Consider the following 23,593-nt stretch of genomic DNA (forward strand, 5'->3'; position numbering starts at 1 on the left):
GAATCGGCGGTCAGCTGCGCGCGAGGCGCGCCTGCGCCTCTTCGACCATCGCGGGCGCCGAGCCCCAGAAGGCGGCGACGCCGGACGCGACGTCGACGCCCGCGTCGGCCGTGACGCGCGAGGCGGCGACCTGCGCGCCCTCCTGGTCGGTCTCCGGCAGCAGCAGCGCGAACGTGGTGGGGCCGGTCCGGAAGGCGGCGTCGCCGGCGCGGAGGTCGGCGAGCGCGGCGGCGACCCGGCGCACCGCGTCGTCGTCGCCGGGCGCAACGGTGAAGAGCGCCAGCGCGAGCGGCCGGCCGTGACGGCGCGCGCGGCCCGACTCGGCCTGCAGCGCGCGATCCCAGGCGGTCGCCGAACCGAGCTTCGTGACCTGGTCGACGAGCACGTCGCCCACCGGCCCGCCGGCGAGCAGCGCGGCGACGCCGTCGAGGAGCTCGCGATCGCTGCCCGTGACGTCGCTGCGCGCAGCCTCCACCACGGCCGTCAGCACGGCGCGCAGGTCGAAGCCGGCAGCGGTCGGATCGGTCTCGGGGTGCGCGGCATGCACACCCTCCTCGGTCGGCACCCTCGAGCCGGATCTTGAACCGCTCCCCCCGGACGCGCGACATCCGCCGAGGGGCCCCGGTCCTACAGCTTCATCGCGATGTACTTCGTCTCGAGGTACTCGTTGATGCCCTCGTGGCCGCCCTCGCGCCCGAAGCCCGACTGCTTCACGCCGCCGAACGGCGCGCCGGCGTTCGAGACGAGCCCCTGGTTGAGCCCGATCATGCCGGTCTCGAGCGCCTCGCAGACGCGGAACGCGCGCTTGAGGTTCGACGTGTAGACGTAGGCCACGAGCCCGTACTCGGTGGCGTTGGCCGCCGCGACGGCCTCCTCCTCGGACCCGAAGCCCTTGACCGGCGCGACCGGCCCGAAGATCTCCTCCTCGAGCACCCGCGCGTCGTCGCTGATGTCGGTGAGGACGGTCGGCTTGTAGAAGTAGCCCGCGCCGTCGACGCGCTCGCCGCCGACGAGCACCTTCGCGCCCTTGCCCGCCGCGTCCTCGACGAGCTCGGCGACCTTGCCGCGCTGGTCGTCGTCGATGAGCGGCCCGACCTTCACGTCGGGGTCGGTGCCGCGGCCGATCGTCAGGTCGCCCATCCGCTTGGCGAGCTTCTCGGCGAACTCGTCGGCGACGCCCTCGGCGACGTGGAAGCGGTTCGCGCTCGTGCACGCCTCGCCGATGTTGCGCATCTTGGCGATCATCGCGCCCTCGACCGCGTCGTCGAGGTCGGCGTCGTCGAAGATGAGGAACGGCGCGTTGCCGCCGAGCTCCATCGACACGCGCAGCACCTGCTCGGCCGACTGCTCGATGAGCGTCTTGCCCACCTCGGTCGAGCCGGTGAAGGACAGCTTCCTGGTGCGGGGGTCCTTGATGAGCGGCTCCATCGTCTTCCCGGACGACTTCGCCGTGATGACGTTCAGCACGCCGCCGGGCAGGCCGGCCTCCTCGAGGATCTGCGCGAGCGCCAGCATCGACAGCGGCGTCTGCTTCGCCGGCTTGATGACGGCGGTGCAGCCCGCGGCGATCTGCGGGCCGATCTTCCGCGTGCCCATCGCGAGCGGGAAGTTCCACGGCGTGATGAAGACGCACGGCCCGACCGGCTGCTTCATCGTCAGGACGCGGAAGCCGCCCTTCTCGGCGGGCTTGTAGTAGCCCTCGATGCGCGTCGCCTCGCCGGCGAACCAGTGAAAGAAGTCGGCGGCGTAGAGCACCTCCGCCTTCGACTCGGCGATCGGCTTGCCCATCTCGAGCGTCATGAGCAGCGCGAGGTCGTCCGCGCGCTCGATGATCAGCTCGTACGCCTTGCGCAGCACCTCGCCGCGCTCGCGCGTCGGCGTGCCCGCCCACTCGGCCTGCGTCTCGTGCGCGGCGGTCAGCGCCGCGAGCGCGTCGTCGACGGTGGCGTCGGCGACCTCGGCGAGCCCCTCGCCGGTCGACGGGTCCTCGACGGTCAGCGTCCCGCCCTCCGAGGCGTCACGCCACTCGCCGCCGATGTAGAGCCCCTTCGGGACGCGGTCCACGACCGCCTGTTCGTTCGTTGCCACGGCCATGTCCGCCAGCCTACGCAACCACGGTCTCGGTCCCGAGCTCCTCGGAGATCGCGACGTCGATCGAGTAGTCGATCGGCAGCACGATCACCGAGGGGACGTCGAGCGCGAGGGCCCACTTGAGGTGCTCGCCGAAGTCGCCGACGGCCTCGCAGCGCTTCGCTGGCAGGCCGAACGCCTCGGCGAGCTTGACGAAGTCCGGGTTCGTGAAGTCGACCCCGAAGTGGCGGCCGAACTTCTTGTCCTGCTTCCAGACGATCGACCCGAACTGGCGGTTCTCCCACACGACGTTGACCGTGGGGGTGCCGAGCCGCATCGCGACCTCGAGCTCCTGGAAGTTCATGAGGAACCCGCCGTCGCCGTTGACCGTGACGACCTTGCGGTTCGGGTGCACGAGCTTCGCCGCGATCCCGCACGGCACCGCGAAGCCCATGCCCGCCAGGCCGTTCGCGATGAGGACCGTGTTCGGCTCGTGCGCGGGGAACATCCGCCCGATCCACAGCTTGTGCAGGCCGACGTCGGAGATGAGGACGTCGTGCCGCCCGAGCGCCTGGCGGATCTCCCACAGCGCGCGCGGCGGCTGCATCGGGAAGTGATCGTCGGTCTTCGCCGCCTCGAAGCGGCCGAGCACCACCTCGCGCAGCCGCTGCGACCCGCCGGAGTGCGGCACGTCGCGGCACTCCTCCGCCAGCCGCGTGAGCACGTGGTAGATGTCGCCCACGAGCTCCACCTCGGGCTGGAACCACTCGTCGATCTCCGCGGGCTCGGAGTCGATGACGACGATCTTCTTGTCCTTGCGCGGGTTCCAGTGCTTCGGCGCGTGCTCGACGAGGTCGTAGCCGACGGCGATCACGACGTCGGCGTCCTCGAAGCCCGCCATCGCGTAGTCGCGCGACTGCAGCCCGACCGTGCCGAGCGCGCGGCGGTCCTCGTAGTCCATGACGCCCTTGCCCATGAACGTCTCGGCGACCGCGATGCCGGTCGCGCGGCTGAACTCGCGCATCGCCGGAGCGGCGTTGGCGCGGACGACCCCGTTGCCCGCGAGGACGACCGGGTTGATCGCGTTGCGGATGAGGTCGGCGGCCTTCAGCAGCTCGCGCGCGCCCGGCTCGGGCTTGACGTTGCGCCGGCGCTGCAACGGCTGGGCGTCGACCTCCATGCCCATGACGTCCTCGGGCAGCTCGAGGTGCGTGGCGCCGGGCTTCTCGGACTCGGCGACCTTGAACGCCTTGCGGACCACCTCGGGGATGATCTCCGGCGAGGTCACGCGGGCGTTCCACTTCGTGATCGGCCGCATGACGTCGACGAGGTCGATGTACTGGTGCGACTCCTTGTGCATCCGCTCGAGGTCGGACTGGCCGGTCAGAGCGACGAGCGGCGCCCGGTCGAGGAACGCGTCCGCGACCGGGTGGACGAGGTTGAGCGCGCCCGGTCCGAGCGTGCCGAGGCAGACGCCCGCCTGGCCCGTGAGGCGGCCGTACATGTCGGCCATGAAGGCGCCGCCCTGCTCGTGGCGGACCGGCAGGAACGACACCGACGAGTTGGCGAGCGACTCGTTGAGGTCGAGGGTCTCCTCGCCCGGGATCCCGAAGACGTAGCGCACGCCTTCCGCCTCCAGGCATTCGACGAACACGTCCGACGCGCGGCGTGCGCTCAAGTGACCGACCCCCAAGTTCCGATGAAGAAGGTGTTCCGAGTTCCCTACGGTGGACCCTAGTACCACCGGAACTCCCGCCACTCACCCGGGTCTTCGTTCCTTGATGCGCCGCCTGCTCCCCATCCCGCTCATCGCCGTCCTGGCCGTTCCCGCGGCCGCGGATGCCGCATCGCGCCTGACGATCAAGGGCGGCGGCTTCGGCCACGGCGTGGGCATGAGCCAGTACGGCGCGATGGGCCAGGCGGAGCTCGGCCGCACGTACCGGCAGATCCTCGGCCACTACTACTCGGACACCGCCCTCGGGCGCCTGGACGCCAACCCGACCGTCCGCGTCCTGCTGCAGTCCGGCCGCGGCAAGGTCACCTTCACCGGCGCCGCGCAGGCCGGCACGCGGCGCATGACGCCGGGCACGACCTACAGCGCGGAGGTCGGCGGCAAGGGCGTCGTCCTGCGCTCGCCCACGGGCCGCAAGCTCGGCAGCCAGGAGGCGCCGCTGCGGATCATCGGCCCGGGCGGCGCGCCCGTGACGATCACCTCCGGCGACCACGCCGGCGCCTACCGCGGCGCCCTCGAGCTGCGCGGCGCCCCGCTCGGCGGGCTGAACGTCGTCAACGCGGTGCTGCTCGAGGACTACGTGCGCGGCGTCGTCGCCGCCGAGAGCCCGTCGTCGTGGCCGGCCGAGGCGCTCAAGGCGCAGGCGGTCGCGGCGCGGACGTACGCGATCACGACGAGCAAGGGCGGCGACGGCTGGGACCAGTACCCGGACACGCGCTCGCAGGTCTACGGCGGCGTCGGGTCGGAGACCGCGACGACGGACGCCGCAGTCGCGGGCACCCGGCTCGAGGTCGTCACCTACCGCGGCCGGCCGGTCACGACCTACTTCTTCTCCACCTCCGGCGGGCGCACCGAGAACGCCGAGTACGGCTTCACCGGCGCGATCGCGCAGCCGTGGCTGAAGTCGGTCAGCGACCCGTGGGACCGGGTCTCCCCGCGCCACCGCTGGGGTCCGTTCAACTTCACGACCAAGCAGGCCAAGAGCAAGCTCGGCGGCCTGGTCCAGGGCTCGTTCAAGGGCATCCGGGTCGTCCAGCGCGGCGTGTCGCCCCGCGTCGTGCGCGCCGAGGTCGTCGGCAGCCGCGGCCGCAGCACGGTCGACGGCGCGACGCTGCGCTCGCGCTTCGGCCTCTACGACACCTGGGCGTACTTCACGTACGTCACCGCGAAGGCGCAGGCGTCGAAGCGCGCCGCGTACAGCCAGCTGCGCCCCGGCTCGGCGTGGGCGGCGTCCCTCGAGCTCGGCGGCCACGGCACGATCAGCGGCACCGTCAGCCCCGTCAAGCGCGGCACCGAGCTGCAGGTCCAGCGCCGCACGAAGGCGGGCACGTGGGTCACCGAGACGCGCGTCAAGACGGGCAAGCGCGGCCGGTACCGCGCGCACGTCGCCCGCGGCGGCGTGTACCGGGTCTTCACGAAGCGCTTCACCGGGCCGTCCGTCCGGCTCCGCTAGCGCGGGGTTCTCGCGCCGCGCCGTGAGGCGTATGGTCGCGCCATGGCGAGCACAACGACGCCTTCGACCGCGGCCGGCATGCCGCGCGCGGCCCGGGCGACCACGATCTGCGAGGCCTTCGAGCTCACCGCCGCCGAGCGGTCCGGCCAACCCGCGGTGCGGGCGCCGGGTGGCGAGCGGGAGCTGACGTTCGGGCAGCTTCGCGACCGCGTGCACCGCCTCGCCGCGGCGTTCGCCGCGCATGGCGTCGGGCGCGGCGACACGGTCGGGTTGATGCTCGTAAACCGTCCGGAGTTCCACGCGGTCGACCTCGGCGTGCTGCACGCCGGCGCGACGCCGTTCTCGATCTACAACACGTCGGCGCCGGAGCAGGTCGCCTACTTGTTCGGCAACGCCGGCAACCGGATCGTGGTCACCGAGGAGCAGTTCCGTCCGGTCGTCGAGGCCGCCGGGTTCGACGGCGAGATCGTCATGGTCGAGGAGCTCGAGGCGTTCGAGGCCGACGGCGACCCGTCGTTCGACGTCGAGACGTCGTGGCGGGCCGTGCAGCCCGACGATCTGCTGACGCTCATCTACACGTCGGGCACGACCGGTCCGCCCAAGGGCGTGCAGCTGACGCACCGCAACCTCATGACGGTCGTCCGCGGCTGCCTGGAGGTCGCGCCGCAGACGCAGGGCGGCCGGATCGTCTCGTTCCTGCCCAGCGCGCACGTGGCCGACCGCTGGGGCAGCCACTACCAGGCGCTCTGCGTGGGCGGCTTCACCGTCACCTGCGCGCCGGACCCGCGCGCGATCATCGGCGTGCTGCCCGAGGTGCGCCCGACGGTGTGGGGCGCGGTGCCGCGCATCTGGGAGAAGCTGAAGGCCGCGCTCGAGGCCGGCGGCTTCGGCGACGCGTCGAAGCTCGACGACGCGACGAAGAAGCAGATCCTCACGAACCTGGGGCTCGACCAGGTGGAGCAGTCGGTAGTGGGAGCGGCGCCGACGCCCGTCGAGGTGCTCGAGTACTTCGACGCCCTCGGCCTGCGCATCCTCGAGGTCTGGGGCATGAGCGAGACGTCCGCGATCTCGACGCTGAACCCGCCGGACGCCCCGCGCTTCGGCACGTGCGGCAAGCCGCTCCCCGGCGTCGAGCTGATGCTGGCCGACGACGGGGAGCTGCTCGTCCGCGGCGACCACATCATGGCCGGCTACCGCAACGACCCGGAGAAGACGGCCGAGACGATCGGCGAGGACGGCTGGCTGCGCACCGGCGACATCGCGGAGATCGACGACGACGGCTACGTGAAGATCGTCGACCGCAAGAAGGAGATCATCATCAACGCGGCCGGCAAGAACATGTCGCCGGCGAACATCGAGAGCCGCCTGAAGTCCGCCCACCCGCTCATCGGCCAGGCGGTCGTCATCGGCGACGCCCGCCCGTACAACGTCGCGCTCATCGTGCTCGACCCCGACGTCCGCGCCGGCCGCTCCGCCGCCGACCCCGAGATCGCGGACGCGATCGCCAAGGCGGTCGAGACGGCGAACGCCCAGCTGTCGCGCGTCGAGCAGGTCAAGCGCTACAAGGTGCTCGACGACGAGTGGCTGCCGGGCGGCGACGAGCTGACGCCGACGATGAAGCTCAAGCGCAAGCCGATCGCCGCCAAGCACGCCGAGGCGATCGAGGCGCTCTACGCGTGAGGTCGTCGAGCGTCACGGTCGCCGGCGTCACGTCGCCGGTCCTCGAGACGGGCCCGGAAGGCGCGACGGAGGCGGTCGTCTTCGTGCACGGCAACCCGGGCGCCGGCCGCGACTGGGTGGACCTCCTGGAGCGCGTCGGCGCGTTCGCCCGCGCCGTCGCGCCCGACATGCCCGGCTACTGGAAGGCGGACAAGCCGCGCCACTTCCCGTACACCGTGGCCGGCTACGCGCGGCACCTGCACGGCATGGTCGAGCGGCTCGGGATCGAGCGGGCGCACCTCGTGCTGCACGACTTCGGCGGCGGGTGGGGCCTGCGCTGGGCGGCCGACCACCCGGATCGCCTCGCGAGCGTGACGCTGCTCAACACGGGCGTGCTGATCGGCTACCGCTGGCACCGGTTCGCCCGCATCTGGCGCACGCCGGTGCTCGGCGAGCTGTTCCAGGCCGGCGCGCTCCCGCCGACCGTGCGGTTCCTCATCGCCCGCGAGAACCCGAAGCTGCCGGCCGAGCACGTCCGCCGCATCGCCGAGCAGGCGCGGTCGAAGGAGACGAAGCGGGCGATCCTCGCGCTGTACCGCGCGACGCCGGAGCCGGTGTGGGAGGAGCCCGTCGAGGCGCTGCGCGCGCTCGACCGCCCGGCGCTGGTCCTCTGGGCCGACCGCGACCCCTACCTGCCGGCGGAGCAGGCCGAGCACCAGCGGCGCGCGTTCCCGTCGGCGCGCATCGAGCGGCTGCCCGGGCACGGCCACTGGGTCTTCTTCGAGGACCCCGAGCGCGTCGCCGCGCTCGTGGTCCCGTTCCTGCGCGAGCAGGTCAGTGCGGATGACGGCCGCCGCGCCAGCCCTCGCTGGCGCTCGGTCTAGTAGGAGCGGGGCAGCCCCAGGGAGTGCTCGGCCACGTAGTTGAGGATCATCTCGCGCGACACCGGCGCGGTCCGGGCGAGGCGGACGCCCCACCACAGGTCGGTCAGGCCGTACTCGAGCGCGAAGCCGTTGCCGCCGTGGACCTGGATCGCCTGGTCGACGCACTTGATGGCCGCCTCGGCGGCCGAGTACTTCGCCATGTTCGAGACCTCGCCCGACGGCGCCCCGGCGTCGTAGAGCGCGGCCGCCTTCTGGGTCATGAGCTTCGCCAGCTCGAGCTCGATCTTCGCCTGCGCGAGCGGGTGCGAGAGGCCCTGGTGCGTGCCGATCGGCTTGCCGCGCCAGACGCTGCGCTCCCGCGCGTAGTCCGCGCCGATCTTCAGCGCGCGCCGCCCCGCGCCGAGGGCCACCGCGGCGCCCATGATGCGCTCGGGGTTCAGGCCGTCGAACGCCGCCTTGAGGCCTGCGGTCTCCGACCCGACGAGCCGCTCGGCCGGCACCTCGACGTCCTCGAAGAACAGCTGCCACTGCCGGTCGGCGTTGCGCAGCGCCGTCGGGATGTGCTGGCGTTCGAGCCCCTTCGCGTCGCTGTCGACGAGGAAGAGCATCGGCAGCCCGAGCGTCCCGTCGTCGAGCTTCTGCCGCGCGACGACGAGGATCGCCTGCGCGTCCTCGACGCCCGAGATGTACGTCTTCTGCCCGTTGATGACGTAGCCGCCGTCGCTGCGCCGCGCCGTCGTCGAGATCTCGTGCGAGTTCGACCCGGCATCCGGCTCGGTGATCGCGAACGCGACGCGCGTCGTCCCCGCGGCGATGCCCGGCAGCCAGGTCTCCTGCTGCTCGAGCGTCCCGTGCTTGACGAGGATGCTGCCGACGATCGCCGGCGAGACGACGATCAGCAGCAGGGAGCAGCCCGCCGCGCCGATCTCCTCCGCGACCGCCGCCAGCGCGCTCATGCCGAGCCCGCCCCCGCCGAACTGCTCCGGCAGGTTGATGCCGAGGAACCCGCGCGAGGCGAGCGCCTCCCACAGCTCGGACGGCGGCTCGCCCTCCTCGTTGCACCTGCGCATGTACGCGGGGCCGAAGTCGCTCGTGATCGCGTGGACGGTCTCGCGGATGCGGATCTCCTCGTCGCTCTGGACGAGGTCGAGGACGGGCGGCGTCGCGGCGGTCGTCATCGAGTCAGCCGGTGTAGATGCGCGTGAGGTGCTCGGCGACGCAGCACGGCTTGTCTCCGCCGTCGACCTCGAACGTGTAGAGCATCGTCATCTGCGCGCCGCCCGGGATGTCCTCCACGTTCTGCAGCGCCATCCGCATGCGGACGCGCTTGCCGACCGGCAGCGGCGCGGGGAAGCGCACCTTGTTCAGCCCGTAGTTGAGGCCGAACGCGACGCCCTCGAGCTTGAACAGCGAGTACGAGAACTTCGGCGCGAGCGAGAGCGTGTAGAAGCCGTGGGCGATCGTCCCGCCGAAGGGCGTGTCCTTCGCCCGCTCGACGTCGACGTGGATCCACTGATCGTCGCCGGTGACCTCGGCGAACGTGTCGATGTCCTCCTGCGTGACCTCGTGCCAGTCGCTGACGCCGAGCTCCTCGCCGACGCGCTGCTTGAGCTCGTCGAGGCCGTTGACCACCACCTGTGTCGTCATGGCGCGCACGCTACCGCGCGCCCGCCGCCGAGCTAGCTGACGGCCTGCAGCCCGCCGCGCCGCGCGCGAGCGATCGCCTTGTCGCGGCGCTGCTCGAGATCCGCCTGTGCGAGCAGCACGTCCGGCGTCGTCGCGTCGGCCGGGAACGTGGCCGAGCCCGCGCTCGCCGACACCGGGACGCCCTGCGCGACGATGCCTCGCAGCCCGTGCTTGCAGCGCTGGATGAGCGCGGCGGCCTCCTCGGCGTCCGTCTCCGGCGCGAGCACGCAGAACTCGTCGCCGCCCTGACGGACGACCGTGTCCTGGTCGCGGACCGTGTCGGCGAGGACCGCCGCGACCTCGCGCAGCAGCTGGTCGCCGACCGGATGGCCGAGCGTGTCGTTGACCTGCTTGAAGCCGTCGAGGTCGAAGACGAGCAGCGACAGCGGCTTGCCGTTGCGCCGGTGGCGCGTCAGCTCGTAGCCGAGCAGCTCCTCGAGCAGGCGGTAGTTGCCCACGCCGGTGAGCGCGTCGCTGCGGGCCTCGTGGCCGAGCGCGCCGATGGCGGCGGTCAGCCGCTCGCGCAGGTACGCGACCACGCCGGCGGCCACCGCGATGATCGGCACGGCGATGAGCGTCTCGGCGACGACGTTCGCGCGCGCGTCGGGGGCGGCCAGCAGCGTTGGGTACCACCCGACCGCCAGCACGCCGGCGAGGTGCAACATGATCGAGCGGCGGTCGTCGAACGCGTACGCCGACCAGACGGCGACGAAGACGAGGAACCACATGAAGGCCTGGGCGTGGCGGCCGACGCCCCACATCGTGATGCCCACCTCGAGCGACGCGATCGGCGGCACGAGCCGCAGCCAGCGCTCGTTGATCGCGTCCCACGGCATGAGCAGCGACAGGAGGCCCGACAGCACGCCGAGGGCCGTGATGGCGTAGACGTGCGCGCCGACCGACGGCTGCCACATCTGGTGGACCGGGATCGTCGCGAGGGACCCGACGAGGAAGAGCAGGCCGGCGAGCCGCCCGCAGAGCAGGCGGTGCGCGGCGCGGCTGGCCGGATCGGGTCCCATGGCCACGCCCTTCGGCTGCCACGCACGGTTCCTTGAGCGGATGCGCGCTAACTGAGCACCCGTTCACCCCAGAAGCCCGCATCTTGCGCACCTATCGGGGTGGAGGGCTCGTCGTCGTCGAAGTACTCGCGCGCCATCGCGCCCCAGTCGGCGCCCGCCCGCAGCTCGCCGAGGACGCTGAACAGCAGGCCCTCCCCGCGGCGCAGCAGCAGCGCCTGCGGAGGGACGCTCTGGCGGCGCATCTGCTCGAACCACGGCGAGCGCGGCGATCCGGAGACCTCCATCGTGTGGCGCACGAACTCGGGGTCGAGGCGTCGGAAGCCGGGCACGAAGAACCAGGCTCCGGCGGCCGCGATCTGGTCCATGACCGACTCGGGGTCGAAGCTGGCGGGGTCGGGCAGGTAGCCGAGGTCGCCCATGACCGCGTGCACGGTCGCGGCATCGCCCGCCACCACCGCGCGCGCCAGGCGTCGCTCCTCCTCGAGGTACTCGGGCGCGATCTGCCGCATCAGGCCGAAGTCGAGGAAGCACACGCGTCCGTCGGGGCACAGGAGGTAGTTGCCGGGGTGCGGGTCGCCGGCGACGAGGCGCTCCTGCGTGAGCAGGCCCCAGAAGAAGCGGTACACGATCTCCGCGAAGCGGTCGCGCTCGGCCTCGTCGGCGCGCTTGACGACCGCGAACCCCTCGCCCTCGACGAACTCGGTCACGAGCACGCGGCGGGTGCTCAGCGCCGTGTCGACGGCGGGAACGAAGACGTGCGGATGGCCGCGGAAGACGCGGGCGACCCGCCGCTGGTTCTGCGCCTCGATCTCGTAGTCGAGCTCCTCGCCGATCCGCTCGCGCAGCTCGGCGCCCAGCGCCTTGACGTCGAGGCCGGGCGCGAGCCGCTTCACGAGCGGGAAGAGCAGGTTCATGTTGCGCAGGTCTGTGTCGACCGCCTCGGCGACGCCGGGGTACTGGACCTTCACCGCGACGTCGTCGCCGTCGCGCGTGCGGGCGCGGTAGACCTGGCCGATCGAGGCGGCCGCGACCGGCGTCTCGTCGAACTCCGCGAACGTCGCGCTCAGCGGGCCGCCGAGCTCGCGCTTGAGCAGCTTCTCCATCTGCCCGAACGGGACGACGGGCGCCTGGTCGCGGAGGGATGCCAGCCGCTCCTTGAACTCCTCCCGGCGGTCCTCGGGGACCATGTCGAAGTCGATCGTCGAGAGGACCTGGCCGATCTTCATCGCCGCGCCCTTCATCTGCCCCAGCTGGCGGACGATCTGGTCGGCCACGGCGACCGGGTCGTCGCGCTTGAGGGCGGCGCCGGCGACCATCGACCCGAAGCGGGCGGTCCTGGCGATCCTGCCTGTGGGGAGCTTGGGCACCGTTCGAGAGTACGGCCGCGCCAAGGCGCGGTATCACGGCAACTGGGGTCTTGCACCGGCTTCCGGTGCCTGGTTAGGGTCGGCTTGCCGGGGTCTCCCCCCACCCTCTCCACCCTCCCGGCCGGAAGGATCTTCATGAAGCACCCCAAGCTCATCGCCCTCGCCACGGGCGCTGTCGTCGCCGTGGCCGGGTCGAGCGTCGCGCTCGCCGGCGGCGCGCACTCCGCCGCCGTCCCCTCCAAGGTCACGATCAAGCAGAAGCAGAGCTTCCAGATCAAGGCGAACCGCTTCTTCAAGGACACCCTGCGGTGGGACCGCGACGTGTACCGCGTCAAGTCCGGCGGCACGCTGCACGTCGTCGACAACGTCGTCACCGAGGGCCCGCACACGCTCTCCGTCGTGGCGAAGAAGGACCTCCCCAACACCGTCTCCGAGTTCCTGAACTGCAAGATCTGCGAGACGCTCGGCGCGGCTCACGGTGCCGAGCCGGAGAGCGACGCGCCGCCGAAGTTCCAGTTCCTCGAGAACGGGACCGGCCAGAACACCGCGCCGGAGATCGACAGGGCGGGCGACTCGGCGCTCGTCGGGCCCGGCGAGAAGGGCGAGTCCGTCGACCTCAAGGTCACCGCCAAGAAGGGCACGACCCTGTACTTCATGTGCCTGCTTCACAGCCAGATGCAGGCGAAGGTCATCGTCGGCTGATCGCGATGCCCGTTCGCAGGACCATGAGGGCCCTGGCGGCAGCCGGGGCCCTCGTGCTTGTGGGGTGGGTGGGCGCCGCATCCGCCCACGCGCGCGTCGTCGACGTGTGGGTGGCGGCCGTCCCGACGAGCTGGAACATCGCGCCGAACGGTCGCGATGCCATCGAGGGCGTGGCCGTCGACCCGGCGGGCACGATCTTCCCGACCGTCGTCTACCGGCGCTACACGAAGGGCTGGCGCGCGCCGCTGCCGAACGCGTCGCGGTCCAGCGCGGACGGGCAGCTCGTGCCCGGCCCGCTCATCCGCGCCCGCGTCGGCGACAAGCTGCGGATCCACTTCAAGAACATGGACACCCTGCGTCGGGAGCCGCACTCGATGCACTTCCACGGCGTGTCCTACAAGCCGAGCTCCGACGGCGCGTACGTCCCCGGCTTCTCCGGGCGCGACGCCGACGTGAAGCCGGGCCAGTCGTGGACGTACCGGCTGACCGCGGGCCGCAACGCCGCGGGCGTGTGGCCGTACCACGACCACTCGCCGTCGATGATGCACTCGATCGAGGGCGGGATGTTCGGGATGCTCTCGATCCGCGGCCGCCACGAGCGTGCGCCCGACCGCGAGTTCCAGGTCGTGATGTCGCCGATGGGCAAGTTCATGGCGATCGACGGCCGCGCCTTCGTCGGCAACACGCCGGTCTTCACCGCCAAGGTCGGCGAGACCGTCCAGTGGGACGTCATGGCGATGGGCTCGGACTTCCACACCTTCCACGTCCACGGGCACCGCTGGGTCACCCCGGACGGCGAGGGCCGCGACACGCAGACGGTCGGGCCGGCCGAGAGCTTCCGCATCCGCTGGCGCGAGGACGCGCCGGGCACGTGGCTCTACCACTGCCACGTGGAGGACCACATGATGCGCGGCATGATCGGCATCTACCGGGTCGCGCGGTGAGAGCGGCAGCCCTCCTCGCCCTCGTCGCCACCCTCGTCCTCGCTCCGGCGGCCGCGGCGGAGACGCTGGGCGTCGGGATCCAGCAGGACGCCTACGGGCCCGGCGACCTCGATGCGCTGCCCGGCGACGTCGTCGCGTGGACGAACGTGAGCGCCCGGACCCACACGGTCACGGCCGACGACGGCGCCTTCGACTCGGGCGTCCTCGAGCCCGAGGGCCGGTTCGAGCTGCCCGTCGCCCAGCCGGGCGTCATCGCCTACCACTGCACGCTGCACCCGTCCATGACCGGCGCCGTCGTCGTCGCGCCCGTGACGCTCGACGTCCTGCCGGTGCTCGCCGTGCCCGCCGGCGACCCGGTCGTCGTCTCCGGCCGGGCGGCGCCGGCCGCGCCCGTCGTCGTCTCCGAGGTCGATGCCGCCGGCGTCTCACGCGTGGTCGCGTCCGCGGCCGCCGCCGCGGACGGCACGTGGCGCACCACCGTCACCGCGCAGCGGACGGGCTCGCTCGTCGCCGGCGTGCCGGCGGGCACGAGCCGCCCGCGCAAGCTGCTCGTGTCCGACCGCAAGGTGGCGCTGACGGTGCGCGGCCGGACGGTCACGGTGAAGGTCACGCCGCCGCTGCCGTACGGACGCGTCGCGCTGCAGTCCTACCGGCGCGAGCGGTTCGGCTGGTGGTTCGACCGCCGCCGCAAGCTCGACTACGTCTCCGAGACGACGTTCCGCGTCCCGGCCGCGCGCCGCCCCTACCGCGTCGTCCTGCTCGACGCCGACGGATGGACGCCGCTCGCGACCAGCCGCACCGTGCATGCATGGGGTCTGACCCCGGTCATGCGCGAAGGCACGCACCACGGCGGCCATTAGCCTCTGCCGCCGTGCCGCCCGCTCCGCTGCTCGTCGTCGACGCCCCTTCGCTGCTCTACCGGGCGTTCTTCGCGCTGCCCAAGTCGATCACCGACGCCGACGACCACCCGGTCAACGCGCTGCTGGGCACGACGAACCTGCTGCTGCGGGCGATCGAGGAGCACACGCCGCGCGCCGTCGTCCTGTGCTTCGGCGCCGAGGCGGCGGTCTACCGCAAGGAGCTCTTCCCCGCTTACCACGGCGACCGCCCCGAGATGCCGGGAGAGCTGGCGCACCAGTGGCACCGCGCGCGGTCGTACTTCGAGGCGTTCGGGTGGTACGTCGAGGAGCACGACACGCTCGAGGCCGACGACCTCCTGGGCGCCTACGCGCAGGCGGAGACGGAGGCGGGCGGGCGCACGCTGCTCTTCACGGGCGACCGCGACCTGTTCCAGTGCGCCAACGACTCGGTCACGATCATGTTCCCCCGCGGCGCCAAGGAGGGGCCCGAGCTCATCGGCCCCGCCGAGGTCCGCAAGCGCTACGGCGTCGATCCGGAGCAGGTCCCGGACTTCATCGCGCTGCGGGGCGACCCGAGCGACGGGCTGCCAGGTGCGAAGGGCATCGGGGAGAAGACCGCGAAGGACATCCTTCGTGAGCACGGAACGCTCGAGGACGCCATCGCCGCGTCGGTCCGGATGCGCCCCCGGATCGGCGCCGCCCTGCGCGACGACGCGGAGGCGCTGCGGCGGTTCAAGGAGATCGCGACGCTCGTCGATGTTCCGGTACGGAGGCCGGACGACCGTCAGACCGACTGGCGGTCCGCGGCGGAGACGGCCCGGTCCTACGGCATGCTCCGTCTGGCCGAGCGGCTCGAGAAGCTCGCGGCGTCCTGACCTCCCGTCGTCATGATGGTCCCCCCGGTGCGTCGTTCCCTGCTCCCCGTCCTGGCCGCGTTCGCGGTCCTGGCGGCGTTCGCGCCCGCCGCCGCGCACGCCGCGGGGCCGCCGCGCGCCGCCGAGCTGGACCGCGGCTGGGAGTTCCGCGCCACCGACGACGGCGCCTGGGAGCGGGTCACCGTCCCACACGTCTTCAACGACGGCCGGCCCGATCCGGCGACGTTCGACGGCCAGGTCAGCTGGTACCGCCTGCGGTTCCGCGCGCCGCGCGCGCCCGAGGGCTTCGCGTGGGGGCTGCGCTTCGACGGCGTGCGCCGGCGCGCCGAGGTGTTCCTCAACGGCCGCCTGCTCGGCACGAACGCCGATCCGTACACGCCGTTCCAGCTCACGGCCGCCGGGCTGCGGCCGGGCGCGGAGAACCTGCTCGTCGTCCGCGTCGACAACCGGCGCACGCCGGGCTTCCGCGAGGGCTGGTGGAACTGGGGCGGGATCACGCGCCAGGTCCACCTGGTCCCGCTGGGGCGCGTCGCGATGCAGGACGTCGGGCTGCTGCCGAAGGTGGCGTGCACCGGCGTCTGCCGCGCCTCGGTGCGCGTCGACGGGTGGATCACGAACCGCTCCCCGCGGGTGCAGCGCCCGCTCGTCACCGCGCGGCTGCAGGCGCCGGGCGGCGGGCCGACGGCCACGCGGACGGTGCGGATGCGCACGCTGCGCCCCGGCGAACGCGGGCGGATCGTCTTCGACGCGCCGGTGCCGGGCGAGCCGAAGCTGTGGGCCCCGGAGAACCCGCAGCTCTACCAGGGCACCGTCGAGGCGCGGATCGGGTCGCGCGTCGAGCAGGTCGACCACCAGCACGTCGGGCTGCGGACCGTCACCGTGCGCAAGGGCAAGCTGCTGCTCAACGGGCGCGAGCTGAACGTGCGCGGCGCGTCGATCCAGGAGGACATGCCGGGCCGCGGGCCGGCGCTGACCGACGCGGACATCGACGAGATCGTGCGCGAGCTCAAGGCGATCGGCGCGAACGTCACGCGCGCGCACTACCTGCTCGACGAGCGGCTGCTCGACGAGCTCGACGAGGCGGGGATCCTCGTCTGGAGCCAGGCGCCCGTCTACCACCGCGACGTCCAGCTGCGCGAGGCGGCCAACCGCGACCACGAGCTCGCGACCGTGCGCCGGACCGTGCTCGCCGCGCGCCGCCATCCGGCCGTGCTGACGCACTCGGTGGCGAACGAGCTGTCGCCGCGCCCCGACGACAACTTCGGCACGCGCGACTTCCTCGACCGCGCCGCGGCGATGGTGCGCGACCTCGACCCCACCGTGCCGGTGTCGGTCGACGTGCTCGCGTGGCCGGGCTTCGAGCGGCAGGGCACGTACGCGAACTTCGACCTGCTCGGCCTGAACAGCTACTTCGGCTGGTACCAGGGCGACGAGGCGCACCCGACCGGCGACATCAACGACCTCGAGCCGTTCCTCGAGGACTTCCACGCGAAGTACCCGGACCAGGCGCTCGTGATGACGGAGTTCGGGGCCGAGTCGACGATGGACGGGCCGGCGGACATGAAGGAGACCTACGCCTTCCAGTCGCGGTACCTGCAGAGGTACTACGACGTCGTCGGCCGCCACGGCTACATGAGCGGGGCCATCTACTGGACGCTGCGCGAGTTCGCCGTCAAGCCCGACTGGGACGGCGGCGCGCAGCGCGAGGACGTCGCGCGTGACGGCATCCACGACAAGGGCCTCATCGAGTACGCCTCGGGCAAGCGCAAGCCGGCGTGGACGGTCGCCGAGCGCGACTTCGCCCGCACGCCGCTGTACCGCAGCGCCGCGTCGCGCGCGGTCGCGGAGGCGACGGCGCGTCCGGCGAAGGCGCCGCCCACGCCGCCCGGGTCGCTCATGCTCATCGCCGCGCTCCTCACGCTGCTCGCGTTCGCCGCCGGCGTCCTGGCCTGGCTCCTGCGCGACGTCCTGCTCTGGGGCGACCGCCCCGCCCCGCCGAGCGTGCAGACCGGCGAGCCGGGCGAGCGGCGGCTGCGCGCCGTCGCCTGACCCGGCGCTACGGGGTGAACTTGACGGTGATCACGTCACCGTCGCGCATGACGTAGTCGCGGCCCTCGAGCCGCAGCACGCCCTTGTCGCGCGCCCCGGCGTACCCGCCGTGCTCGACGAGGTCCTCCCAGCCGACGACCTCCGCGCGGACGAAGCCCTTCTGGATGTCCGAGTGGATCTCGCCCGCCGCGTGCCAGGCGGTCAGGCCGCGCCTGAGGTGCCACGACTGGGCGGGCTTGGCCTCGCCGGCGGTGAAGAACGCGAGCAGGTCGAGCAAGTCGAACGCGCCGCGGACGACGCGCTGCAGGCCGGATTCGCCGACGCCCATCTCCTCGCGCATCATCGCCGCCTCCTCCTCGTCGAGCTCGGAGAGCTCGGCCTCGATGCGCGACGAGACGGCGACGGCCTTCGCGTCGTGCGAGGCGGCGTGGGCGGCGATGCCCGCGGGCACGTCGTCGTCGCCCTCGTTGACGTTGGCGACGAAGAGCACGGGCTTGGCGGTGATCGGGCCGAGGTCGCGCAGCGCGTTCGGCGCCTCGCGCGGCGCCGGGACGGTGCGGGCGGGCTTGCCCTCGTGCAGCGCCTCGATGAGCGCGCGCAGCCACGCCTCCTCCGCGACGGCGACCTTGTCGCCCCCGCGGGCGGCGCGGACGACGCGCTGGTGGCGGCGCTCGGCCTGCTCGAGGTCGGCGAAGATCAGCTCGGTCTCGATCGTCTCGATGTCGCGCAGCGGATCGACGTCGCCCTCGGGATGGATGACGTTCGCGTCGGTGTGCGCGCGGACGACGTGGACGATCGCGTCGGTCTCGCGGATGTTCGCGAGGAACTGGTTGCCGAGCCCCTCGCCCTCGTGCGCGCCGCGGACCAGGCCCGCGATGTCGTGGAACTGGATCGTGTCGTGGACGAGGTTCGACGCGCCAACCGTGGCGGCCACGCGGTCGAGCCGCTCGTCCTCGACCGGCACGATCGCGATGTTCGGCTCGATCGTGGTGAACGGGTAGTTCGCCGCCTCCGCGCCCGCCTTCGTGAGCGCGTTGAACAGCGAGGACTTGCCCGCGTTGGGCATCCCGACGATCCCAACCTTCACGGGCGCACCGCGTTGGAGACCGCGGAGCCGAGGACGGCTCCCACAGCGACGTCGGAGGGGTAGTGCACGCCGAGGTAGACACGCGAGAGGGCCATCGCGCCCGCGACGAGGTGCAGCGGACCGGCCGGGATCAGCCGGCCGAACCCGCGCGCGGCGGCGAAGGACGTGGAGGCGTGGGAACTGGGGAAGCTGAGCGACGTGGGCACGGAGACGAGATGCGGGAGGTCCTCGAGCGCCGGGCGGCGACGGCGGACGATGCCCTTGATCGAGACGTTGATGAGCTGCGTGAGCGCGACGCCCGCGAGCGCCCTGCGCCAGCGCGGCCTCCTGCGGGCGTCGACAGCGAGGCCCGCGGCACCCACCAGATACCAGAGCGCCGCATGCTCCCCGGTCATGGAGAACCTCCGGATCCACGGCTCGGCGGCGCCGTGATGGAGCGTTCCGCGGACGAAGCGGTAGATCCGCACGTCGACGCGGCCGACGGCACGCGCGAGCGGCCCGCCGGTGAGGCGCGCACGCAGAGACCGCTGAGCGCCGGGATCCGGGGCGACGGGCACCGCGCGCAGGATAGGACGGTCCGCTGCGCCCTGGTGGCCAACTCGAAGTCGGGCAGCGGCGGGGCGGACGACGTCGCCGACCACCTCCGGACGCACGGCGTGGACGTGACGGTGCTCGACTTCGACGCGGTCTGCGGCGGCGGAGACGTGGACGTCTCCGGTGCGGACCGGATCGTCGCCGCGGGCGGGGACGGGACGGTGGGGCCCGCCGCGCTGCTCGCCTCGCGGAAGGGGCTGCCGCTGGCGGTCGTGGCGACCGGCACGGCGAACTCGTTCGCGCGGTGGTTCGACCTGCCGCTGGACGTCGACGACGCGACGGCGCTCGCCGCCCGCGCCGACGCTCCCACCCGGACCGCCGAGGTCGCCGACGCCGACGGCCGGCCGTTCGTCAACGTCGCCGCGGCGGGGCTGCAGGTGCTCGCGGCCGAGCGCGCCCGGCCGCTCAAGAGCGCGCTCGGTCCGCTCGCCTACGCGGTCGGCGCGATCCGGGCCGGCGTGACCGGCAAGCCGCTGCGGCTCTCGGTCCGCGCGGACGAGCGGACCTGGGACGGCAAGGCCTGGCAGGTGCTCGTCGCGGCGACCGGCGCGTTCGGCGGCGACAGCGGCACCGGCGGCGTCGACCCGGCCGACGAGCAGCTCGACGTCGCGATCGTGCCCGCCGGCTCGCGTCTCAAGCTCGCCCGCCGCGCGTGGGCGATGCGCAAGGGGCAGCTCGTCCACGAGGAGGAGGTGGTCCACCTGCGCGCCGAGACCGTCGAGATCGACGCCGACACGCAGTTCAACGTCGACGGCGAGGTGCTCGACCTCGACCGCAACCGCTTCACGGTCGCCGGCCTCGTGGAAGTGGTGGTCCCGCGATGAACTGGCGCGAGGCCCGCTGGCCGATCGGGGTCGCCGTGCTCGCGGGGTCGTGGTACGCGAGCGACTCGCTGCGCCATCGCCGGGAGCGCGGCGAGGGCTACGAGCTGCACGGCCACGCCGACCTCGACGTCGGCGAGCCGGAGTTCATGCGCGCCGCGGAGACGCTGACCGGCGCGCCGATCTCGACCGGCGACGAGGTCGAGCTGCTCATCAACGGCGACGAGATCTTCCCGGCGTTCATCGAGACGATCCGCGAGGCCGAGCGCACGATCAACCTCGTCACGTACGTCTGCTGGCGCGGCGACATCGTCGACGAGGTCGCCGAGGCGCTGTGCGAGAAGGCGAAGGAGGGCGTCGAGGTCAACGTGCTGCTCGACGCGGTCGGCACGGCGAAGATGCAGCGGTCGGTGATCAAGCAGCTGGAGGAGGCCGGCGCTCGCGTCGCGCGGTTCCGCCCCATCAAGCCGTACGCCATCCGCCGGCTGGCCAATCGCACGCACCGCAAGGTGCTCGTCGTCGACGGCAAGGTCGGGATGACCGGCGGCGTGGGGATCGCGGAGGAGTGGACCGGCAACGCCCAGGACCCCGACCACTGGCGCGACACGCACGTCCGCGTCCGCGGGCCGGTCGTCCGTGGCCTGCAGGGCGCGTTCGCGGAGAACTGGCTCGAGGCCACCGGCGAGGTGATCGCCGGCCCGGGCCACCTGCCCGACCTCGACCCGGTCGACACCGGCGGCCCGATGCAGGTCGTCCGCTCGAGCGCCACGGTGGGCGACACGGACATCGAGGCGATGTACTTCCTGGCGATCGCGTCGGCGAAGCGCACGATCGACCTCACGGCGGCGTACTTCGCCCCCCGGCCGGCGTTCAGCGAGGCGCTGCAGGACGCCGCGCAGCGCGGCGTGCGCGTCCGGATCCTCGTGCCCGGCCCGCACATCGACAAGGAGTTCGTCCGCATCGCCGGCCGGCTCGAGTACGACGACCTGACCGGCTGCGGCGTCGAGATCTACGAGTACCAGCCGACGATGCTGCACGCGAAGACGCTGTGCGTCGACGGCATCTGGTCGAGCGTCGGCAGCGTGAACTTCGACAACCGCTCGTTCCAGCTGCACGACGAGGCGACGCTCTGCGTGCAGAGCCGCCGCTTCGCCGAGCGGCTGACCGAGCAGTTCGAGCGCGACCTCGAGGTCAGCGACCGGATCGACCCCGACCGCTGGCAGCAGCGGCCGAAGTGGCAGCGCACGCAGGAGCGCGCGATGCAGCTCGTGCGGCGGGAGCTCTAGGTCAGGCCGAAGCCGACGCGCTGCTCGTCGCGCTCGACGCGCACCCAGAGCACGTGCTCGAGGCTGAGCCTCAGCGTGCCGTCCTCGCCCTGGAGGTCGTGCCAGCCCTCGCCGCCGAGCGCGCCGTTGAGCTTGTCGAGCTCCTCCTGCGAGACGCGGAGGGCGATCGGCGGGCTGGCCTGGAAGCCGATGGAGATGCGCTGGTTGGCCATCAGTGGTCCTCTGCGGGTTGGACGATCTCGGTGAGCACCCCGAGTGTGGCAGCAGGATGGCAGAACGCAACCCGTGAGTTGCGTATCCCGGTCCGCGGGGACTCGTCGATGAGCCGCACGCCGGCCGCCTTCAGCTGCTCGAGGGTCGCCTCGATGTCCGTCGTCTGGTAGGCGACGTGGTGCAGGCCGGGGCCCTTCTTCGCGAGGAACTTGCCCACCGGGGTGTCGTCGCCGAGCGGTCGCAGAAGCTCGACGTGGTTCTCGCCGACGTCGAGCAGGACGGCCTCGACGCCCTGCTCGGTCACCGTCTCGCGGTGGACGAGCGTCATCCCGAACGTGGTCTCGTAGAGCTCGATCGCGGCGTCGAGGTCCGCGACGGCCACGCCAACGTGGTCGATCCGTGAAAACACGGGCGCGGACGCTAGCGGACGCGCGCGCGCAGGATCTTCCGGCTCTTGCCCCACGTCTCCACGGTGCCCGCGGAGTCGACGGCGCGCGAGTAGGCGAGGTAGCGGCCGCGCGGCAACCGCAGCGCGAGGCGGTAGCTCCAGCGCCTCGTGCCGGTCGCGCGCAGGAACTGCGGGGCGGCGCAGCTGCGGCGTGCGCCGAGCCGGCCGCTCGCCTTCAGGAACCGGCAGCGCTTGCCGGATCGCCGTGCGACGGCGACCTCGACGCGGCGCACCGCGCAGCGTCCGCGGGCGAGCGCGAGCCCGCGCAGCCGGATGCCCTTCGCGCCGATCCGGTTGCCGCGCGTGAACTTCGAGCCGGGCGCCGCGCACGGAGCACCGGTGCGCGACGACGAGGAGGCCCCGCCCTCGCCGACCGGCGCCGGGAACGCGCCGCGCGCGCCCTCGTCGCCGCTGACCGGCAGGTCCGCCGGCAGGTCGTTGACGCGCAGGACCTCGAGGCCGCGCACGGCGTCGACCGTGTAGATGAGGTTCGTCTTCTTGCCCGGCACGACCGCGCCCGACGCGTCGCGCTGCGGCACCCAGTAGGCGTCCCACACCTCGCCGCCGCCACCGGTGAAGTAGCCGAACTGCTTGAGGTCGCGCGGGTTGCGGGCGTCGATCAGGCGCATGCCCTGCTGGTAGTAGCCCTGCGCGACGATCCCGCTCTGGTGGTAGTCGAACCAGTGCGCGGAGCAGAAGCCGCCGACCGGCGTCGTGAGGCCGCCACCGGCCTCGTTCGGCGCGTTGATGATGTCGAGCGGGCGGATCGTGCCGCGGCTCGGCTTCTGGTCGGGGTTGGAGGCGCGGTAGGCGGCGCCGTCCATGTCCGGGATCTCCCAGGTCTGGAACGTCCCCGCCCGGTCGCAGGCGACCTCGTCGCCGTCGTTGACGTAGTCCTCCTCGGTGACGAGCAGGACGTTGCCGTTGACCAGCGAGGGCTCCTTCCCGGGCCCGAACGCGGCCGCGTTGGGGCGCTGGGAGTTGTGCAGGATGAAGTCGTTCCAGGGCGTCTCGACGCCCTTGGCGTCCGTCGCGTTGACCGGCGTGGGCGACAGCGGGTCGCTCACGTCGTACGCCTCGGCGCCGCCCGAGCCGGTGTGCCACGCGATGCCCGAGCCGTCCACGTTCCAGTGGTGCCCGGCGCCCGTCTCGAAGACCGCGTTGGGGCCCGCGGCCGCCGACTTGACCTCCTTGACCTGCTTGGGCTTGGAGAGGTCGGTCAGGTCGAGGACGGAGAACGTGCCCTCGCGGCCGCCGGCGGTGTAGGCGACCGTGCACGCCGCGTTCATGCAGGCGATCGTGTGCGTGCTCGTGGTCACGGCGTCCGGCCCCGTCGACGGCGTGCGGCCGACGTCCTTCGGGTCGGCCGGGTCCGTGACGTCGACGACGATCATCTCCTGGCCGTTGGCGCGGCCGACGTGCGGCACGTCGTCGCGGTTGAGCGTCACGTTGGCGAGGTCGTTGCCGATCAGGACGAAGCGGCGGATCTTGCCGTTCTCGATGCGCTCGCCCATCGTCATCGCCTCGTTCTCGAACACGGCGTTGACGAGCTTGCCGGTGAGCTTCGGGTCCTCGGGATCGGAGACGTCGAACACGCTCACCGAGTCGGCGCCCGAGGTGTAGAAGTACGGCGCCGTCCGGGAGAACACCCCGGAGATCCCGACCGTCCCCTTGCCCTGCACGGAGCCCACGAGCTCGACGTTCGGGCTCGCCAGGATGGGCGGGGTCTGCGCGGTCGCGGAACGGCTCTGCATCGCGATCGCCGCGACCAGAGGGATCGCGAGCAGCAGCGTGAGCACGACGAGCGCGCGGCGGGAGATGGCCATCTCCCGACTGTAGACCGT

The 23,593-nt window shown here is 72.4% G+C and carries 22 protein-coding genes; 10 read left to right on the top strand and 12 right to left on the bottom strand.

The annotated features are described in order from the left end of the window. Positions 1-10: 10 nt before the first annotated feature. From AC1UE4_RS20565 to AC1UE4_RS20575, 3 genes are all read right to left on the bottom strand, one after another. A complete protein-coding gene (locus AC1UE4_RS20565) occupies positions 11-565 on the bottom strand; it encodes a hypothetical protein (protein WP_482919201.1) in 555 nt (184 codons plus the stop codon). Between the two features lie 62 nt (positions 566-627). Beyond that, positions 628-2,094 carry an NAD-dependent succinate-semialdehyde dehydrogenase gene (locus AC1UE4_RS20570; protein ID WP_482919202.1) on the bottom strand — a complete coding sequence of 489 codons (1,467 nt, stop codon included), beginning with the start codon at positions 2,092-2,094 and terminating at the stop codon, positions 628-630. A gap of 10 nt (positions 2,095-2,104) precedes the next feature. Then, on the bottom strand, positions 2,105-3,748 hold the full coding sequence (locus AC1UE4_RS20575) for an acetolactate synthase large subunit (protein WP_482919203.1): 1,644 nt from the start codon (positions 3,746-3,748) through the stop codon (positions 2,105-2,107). A 103-nt stretch (positions 3,749-3,851) separates the two neighbouring features. On the opposite strand from AC1UE4_RS20575, the gene AC1UE4_RS20580 reads away from it, so the two are divergent. Genes AC1UE4_RS20580 through AC1UE4_RS20590 form a run of 3 tightly spaced genes read left to right on the top strand, consistent with a single transcriptional unit; the run spans position 3,852 to position 7,798 of the window. Continuing rightward, a complete protein-coding gene (locus AC1UE4_RS20580; RefSeq protein ID WP_482919204.1) occupies positions 3,852-5,255 on the top strand; it encodes a SpoIID/LytB domain-containing protein in 1,404 nt (467 codons plus the stop codon). 42 nt (positions 5,256-5,297) lie between these two features. Then, the gene (locus AC1UE4_RS20585) at positions 5,298-6,935 is read left to right on the top strand and encodes an AMP-dependent synthetase/ligase (RefSeq protein WP_482919205.1); all 1,638 of its coding nucleotides are present in this window, start codon (positions 5,298-5,300) and stop codon (positions 6,933-6,935) included. Next, positions 6,932-7,798 carry an alpha/beta fold hydrolase gene (locus tag AC1UE4_RS20590; RefSeq protein ID WP_482919206.1) on the top strand — a complete coding sequence of 289 codons (867 nt, stop codon included), beginning with the start codon at positions 6,932-6,934 and terminating at the stop codon, positions 7,796-7,798. Before AC1UE4_RS20585 ends, AC1UE4_RS20590 begins: the two co-directional genes overlap by 4 nt. On the opposite strand, the gene AC1UE4_RS20595 is transcribed toward AC1UE4_RS20590, so the two are convergent. Genes AC1UE4_RS20595 through AC1UE4_RS20610 form a run of 4 tightly spaced genes read right to left on the bottom strand, consistent with a single transcriptional unit; the run spans position 7,795 to position 11,870 of the window. Continuing rightward, complete coding sequence (locus AC1UE4_RS20595) at positions 7,795-8,976, bottom strand: acyl-CoA dehydrogenase family protein (protein ID WP_482919207.1); 1,182 nt, start codon at positions 8,974-8,976, stop codon at positions 7,795-7,797. The two genes, AC1UE4_RS20590 and AC1UE4_RS20595, sit on opposite strands and share 4 nt — an antisense overlap. 4 nt (positions 8,977-8,980) lie before the next feature. Further along, entirely contained in the window at positions 8,981-9,445 is a 465-nt protein-coding gene (locus tag AC1UE4_RS20600; protein WP_482919208.1) for a MaoC family dehydratase, read from the bottom strand. A 32-nt stretch (positions 9,446-9,477) separates the two neighbouring features. After that, the gene (locus tag AC1UE4_RS20605; RefSeq protein WP_482919209.1) at positions 9,478-10,503 is read right to left on the bottom strand and encodes a GGDEF domain-containing protein; all 1,026 of its coding nucleotides are present in this window, start codon (positions 10,501-10,503) and stop codon (positions 9,478-9,480) included. A 47-nt stretch (positions 10,504-10,550) separates the two neighbouring features. Then, complete coding sequence (locus AC1UE4_RS20610; protein WP_482919210.1) at positions 10,551-11,870, bottom strand: ABC1 kinase family protein; 1,320 nt, start codon at positions 11,868-11,870, stop codon at positions 10,551-10,553. Between the two features lie 135 nt (positions 11,871-12,005). On the opposite strand from AC1UE4_RS20610, the gene AC1UE4_RS20615 reads away from it, so the two are divergent. From AC1UE4_RS20615 to AC1UE4_RS20635, 5 genes are all read left to right on the top strand, one after another. Beyond that, entirely contained in the window at positions 12,006-12,572 is a 567-nt protein-coding gene (locus AC1UE4_RS20615) for a hypothetical protein (RefSeq protein WP_482919211.1), read from the top strand. A 68-nt stretch (positions 12,573-12,640) separates the two neighbouring features. Next, positions 12,641-13,516 (top strand): multicopper oxidase domain-containing protein, encoded by an 876-nt coding sequence (locus AC1UE4_RS20620; RefSeq protein ID WP_482919212.1) that lies wholly within the window; start codon positions 12,641-12,643, stop codon positions 13,514-13,516. Further along, positions 13,513-14,376: a cupredoxin domain-containing protein gene (locus AC1UE4_RS20625; protein WP_482919213.1), complete on the top strand. Its 864-nt coding sequence runs from the start codon at positions 13,513-13,515 to the stop codon at positions 14,374-14,376. The genes AC1UE4_RS20620 and AC1UE4_RS20625 overlap by 4 nt, the downstream gene beginning before the upstream one ends. An 11-nt stretch (positions 14,377-14,387) precedes the next feature. After that, complete coding sequence (locus AC1UE4_RS20630) at positions 14,388-15,251, top strand: 5'-3' exonuclease (RefSeq protein ID WP_482919214.1); 864 nt, start codon at positions 14,388-14,390, stop codon at positions 15,249-15,251. A gap of 27 nt (positions 15,252-15,278) precedes the next feature. Further along, the gene (locus AC1UE4_RS20635; RefSeq protein WP_482919215.1) at positions 15,279-17,300 is read left to right on the top strand and encodes a glycoside hydrolase family 2 protein; all 2,022 of its coding nucleotides are present in this window, start codon (positions 15,279-15,281) and stop codon (positions 17,298-17,300) included. A 7-nt stretch (positions 17,301-17,307) separates the two neighbouring features. On the opposite strand, the gene ychF is transcribed toward AC1UE4_RS20635, so the two are convergent. Together ychF and AC1UE4_RS20645 are read right to left on the bottom strand one after the other, a co-directional pair. Then, positions 17,308-18,387 carry a redox-regulated ATPase YchF gene (gene ychF / locus AC1UE4_RS20640; protein WP_482919216.1) on the bottom strand — a complete coding sequence of 360 codons (1,080 nt, stop codon included), beginning with the start codon at positions 18,385-18,387 and terminating at the stop codon, positions 17,308-17,310. Next, positions 18,384-18,944, bottom strand: coding sequence for a phosphatase PAP2 family protein (locus AC1UE4_RS20645; protein WP_482919217.1), 561 nt, complete (start codon positions 18,942-18,944; stop codon positions 18,384-18,386). The genes ychF and AC1UE4_RS20645 overlap by 4 nt, the downstream gene beginning before the upstream one ends. A gap of 33 nt (positions 18,945-18,977) precedes the next feature. On the opposite strand from AC1UE4_RS20645, the gene AC1UE4_RS20650 reads away from it, so the two are divergent. Together AC1UE4_RS20650 and AC1UE4_RS20655 are read left to right on the top strand one after the other, a co-directional pair. Then, positions 18,978-19,805, top strand: a complete 828-nt coding sequence (locus AC1UE4_RS20650; protein ID WP_482919218.1) for a diacylglycerol/lipid kinase family protein — start codon at positions 18,978-18,980, stop codon at positions 19,803-19,805. Further along, complete coding sequence (locus tag AC1UE4_RS20655) at positions 19,802-21,088, top strand: phospholipase D-like domain-containing protein (RefSeq protein ID WP_482919219.1); 1,287 nt, start codon at positions 19,802-19,804, stop codon at positions 21,086-21,088. Before AC1UE4_RS20650 ends, AC1UE4_RS20655 begins: the two co-directional genes overlap by 4 nt. On the opposite strand, the gene AC1UE4_RS20660 is transcribed toward AC1UE4_RS20655, so the two are convergent. From AC1UE4_RS20660 to AC1UE4_RS20670, 3 genes are read right to left on the bottom strand one after another with little or no spacing between them, the layout of a single operon-like run. After that, positions 21,085-21,300: a hypothetical protein gene (locus AC1UE4_RS20660; RefSeq protein ID WP_482919220.1), complete on the bottom strand. Its 216-nt coding sequence runs from the start codon at positions 21,298-21,300 to the stop codon at positions 21,085-21,087. The genes AC1UE4_RS20655 and AC1UE4_RS20660 overlap by 4 nt on opposite strands. Beyond that, complete coding sequence (mce, locus tag AC1UE4_RS20665) at positions 21,300-21,764, bottom strand: methylmalonyl-CoA epimerase (protein ID WP_482919221.1); 465 nt, start codon at positions 21,762-21,764, stop codon at positions 21,300-21,302. The genes AC1UE4_RS20660 and mce overlap by 1 nt, the downstream gene beginning before the upstream one ends. Further along, positions 21,722-23,575, bottom strand: coding sequence for an LVIVD repeat-containing protein (locus AC1UE4_RS20670; RefSeq protein ID WP_482919222.1), 1,854 nt, complete (start codon positions 23,573-23,575; stop codon positions 21,722-21,724). The genes mce and AC1UE4_RS20670 overlap by 43 nt, the downstream gene beginning before the upstream one ends. Positions 23,576-23,593: the final 18 nt, after the last annotated feature.

The organism is Parviterribacter kavangonensis (genome assembly GCF_056863335.1).

Excerpts from the sequence above, each read along its gene's own strand:
- AC1UE4_RS20570 (WP_482919202.1), bottom strand. The coding sequence starts at position 2,094 with ATGGCCGTGGCAACGAACGAACAGGCGGTCGTGGACCGCGTCCCGAAG.
- AC1UE4_RS20580 (WP_482919204.1), top strand. The coding sequence starts at position 3,852 with ATGCGCCGCCTGCTCCCCATCCCGCTCATCGCCGTCCTGGCCGTTCCC.
- AC1UE4_RS20585 (WP_482919205.1), top strand. The coding sequence starts at position 5,298 with ATGGCGAGCACAACGACGCCTTCGACCGCGGCCGGCATGCCGCGCGCG.
- AC1UE4_RS20595 (WP_482919207.1), bottom strand. The coding sequence starts at position 8,976 with ATGACGACCGCCGCGACGCCGCCCGTCCTCGACCTCGTCCAGAGCGAC.
- AC1UE4_RS20600 (WP_482919208.1), bottom strand. The coding sequence starts at position 9,445 with ATGACGACACAGGTGGTGGTCAACGGCCTCGACGAGCTCAAGCAGCGC.
- AC1UE4_RS20605 (WP_482919209.1), bottom strand. The coding sequence starts at position 10,503 with ATGGGACCCGATCCGGCCAGCCGCGCCGCGCACCGCCTGCTCTGCGGG.
- AC1UE4_RS20615 (WP_482919211.1), top strand. The coding sequence starts at position 12,006 with ATGAAGCACCCCAAGCTCATCGCCCTCGCCACGGGCGCTGTCGTCGCC.
- AC1UE4_RS20655 (WP_482919219.1), top strand. The coding sequence starts at position 19,802 with ATGAACTGGCGCGAGGCCCGCTGGCCGATCGGGGTCGCCGTGCTCGCG.
- AC1UE4_RS20660 (WP_482919220.1), bottom strand. The coding sequence starts at position 21,300 with ATGGCCAACCAGCGCATCTCCATCGGCTTCCAGGCCAGCCCGCCGATC.
- AC1UE4_RS20670 (WP_482919222.1), bottom strand. The coding sequence starts at position 23,575 with ATGGCCATCTCCCGCCGCGCGCTCGTCGTGCTCACGCTGCTGCTCGCG.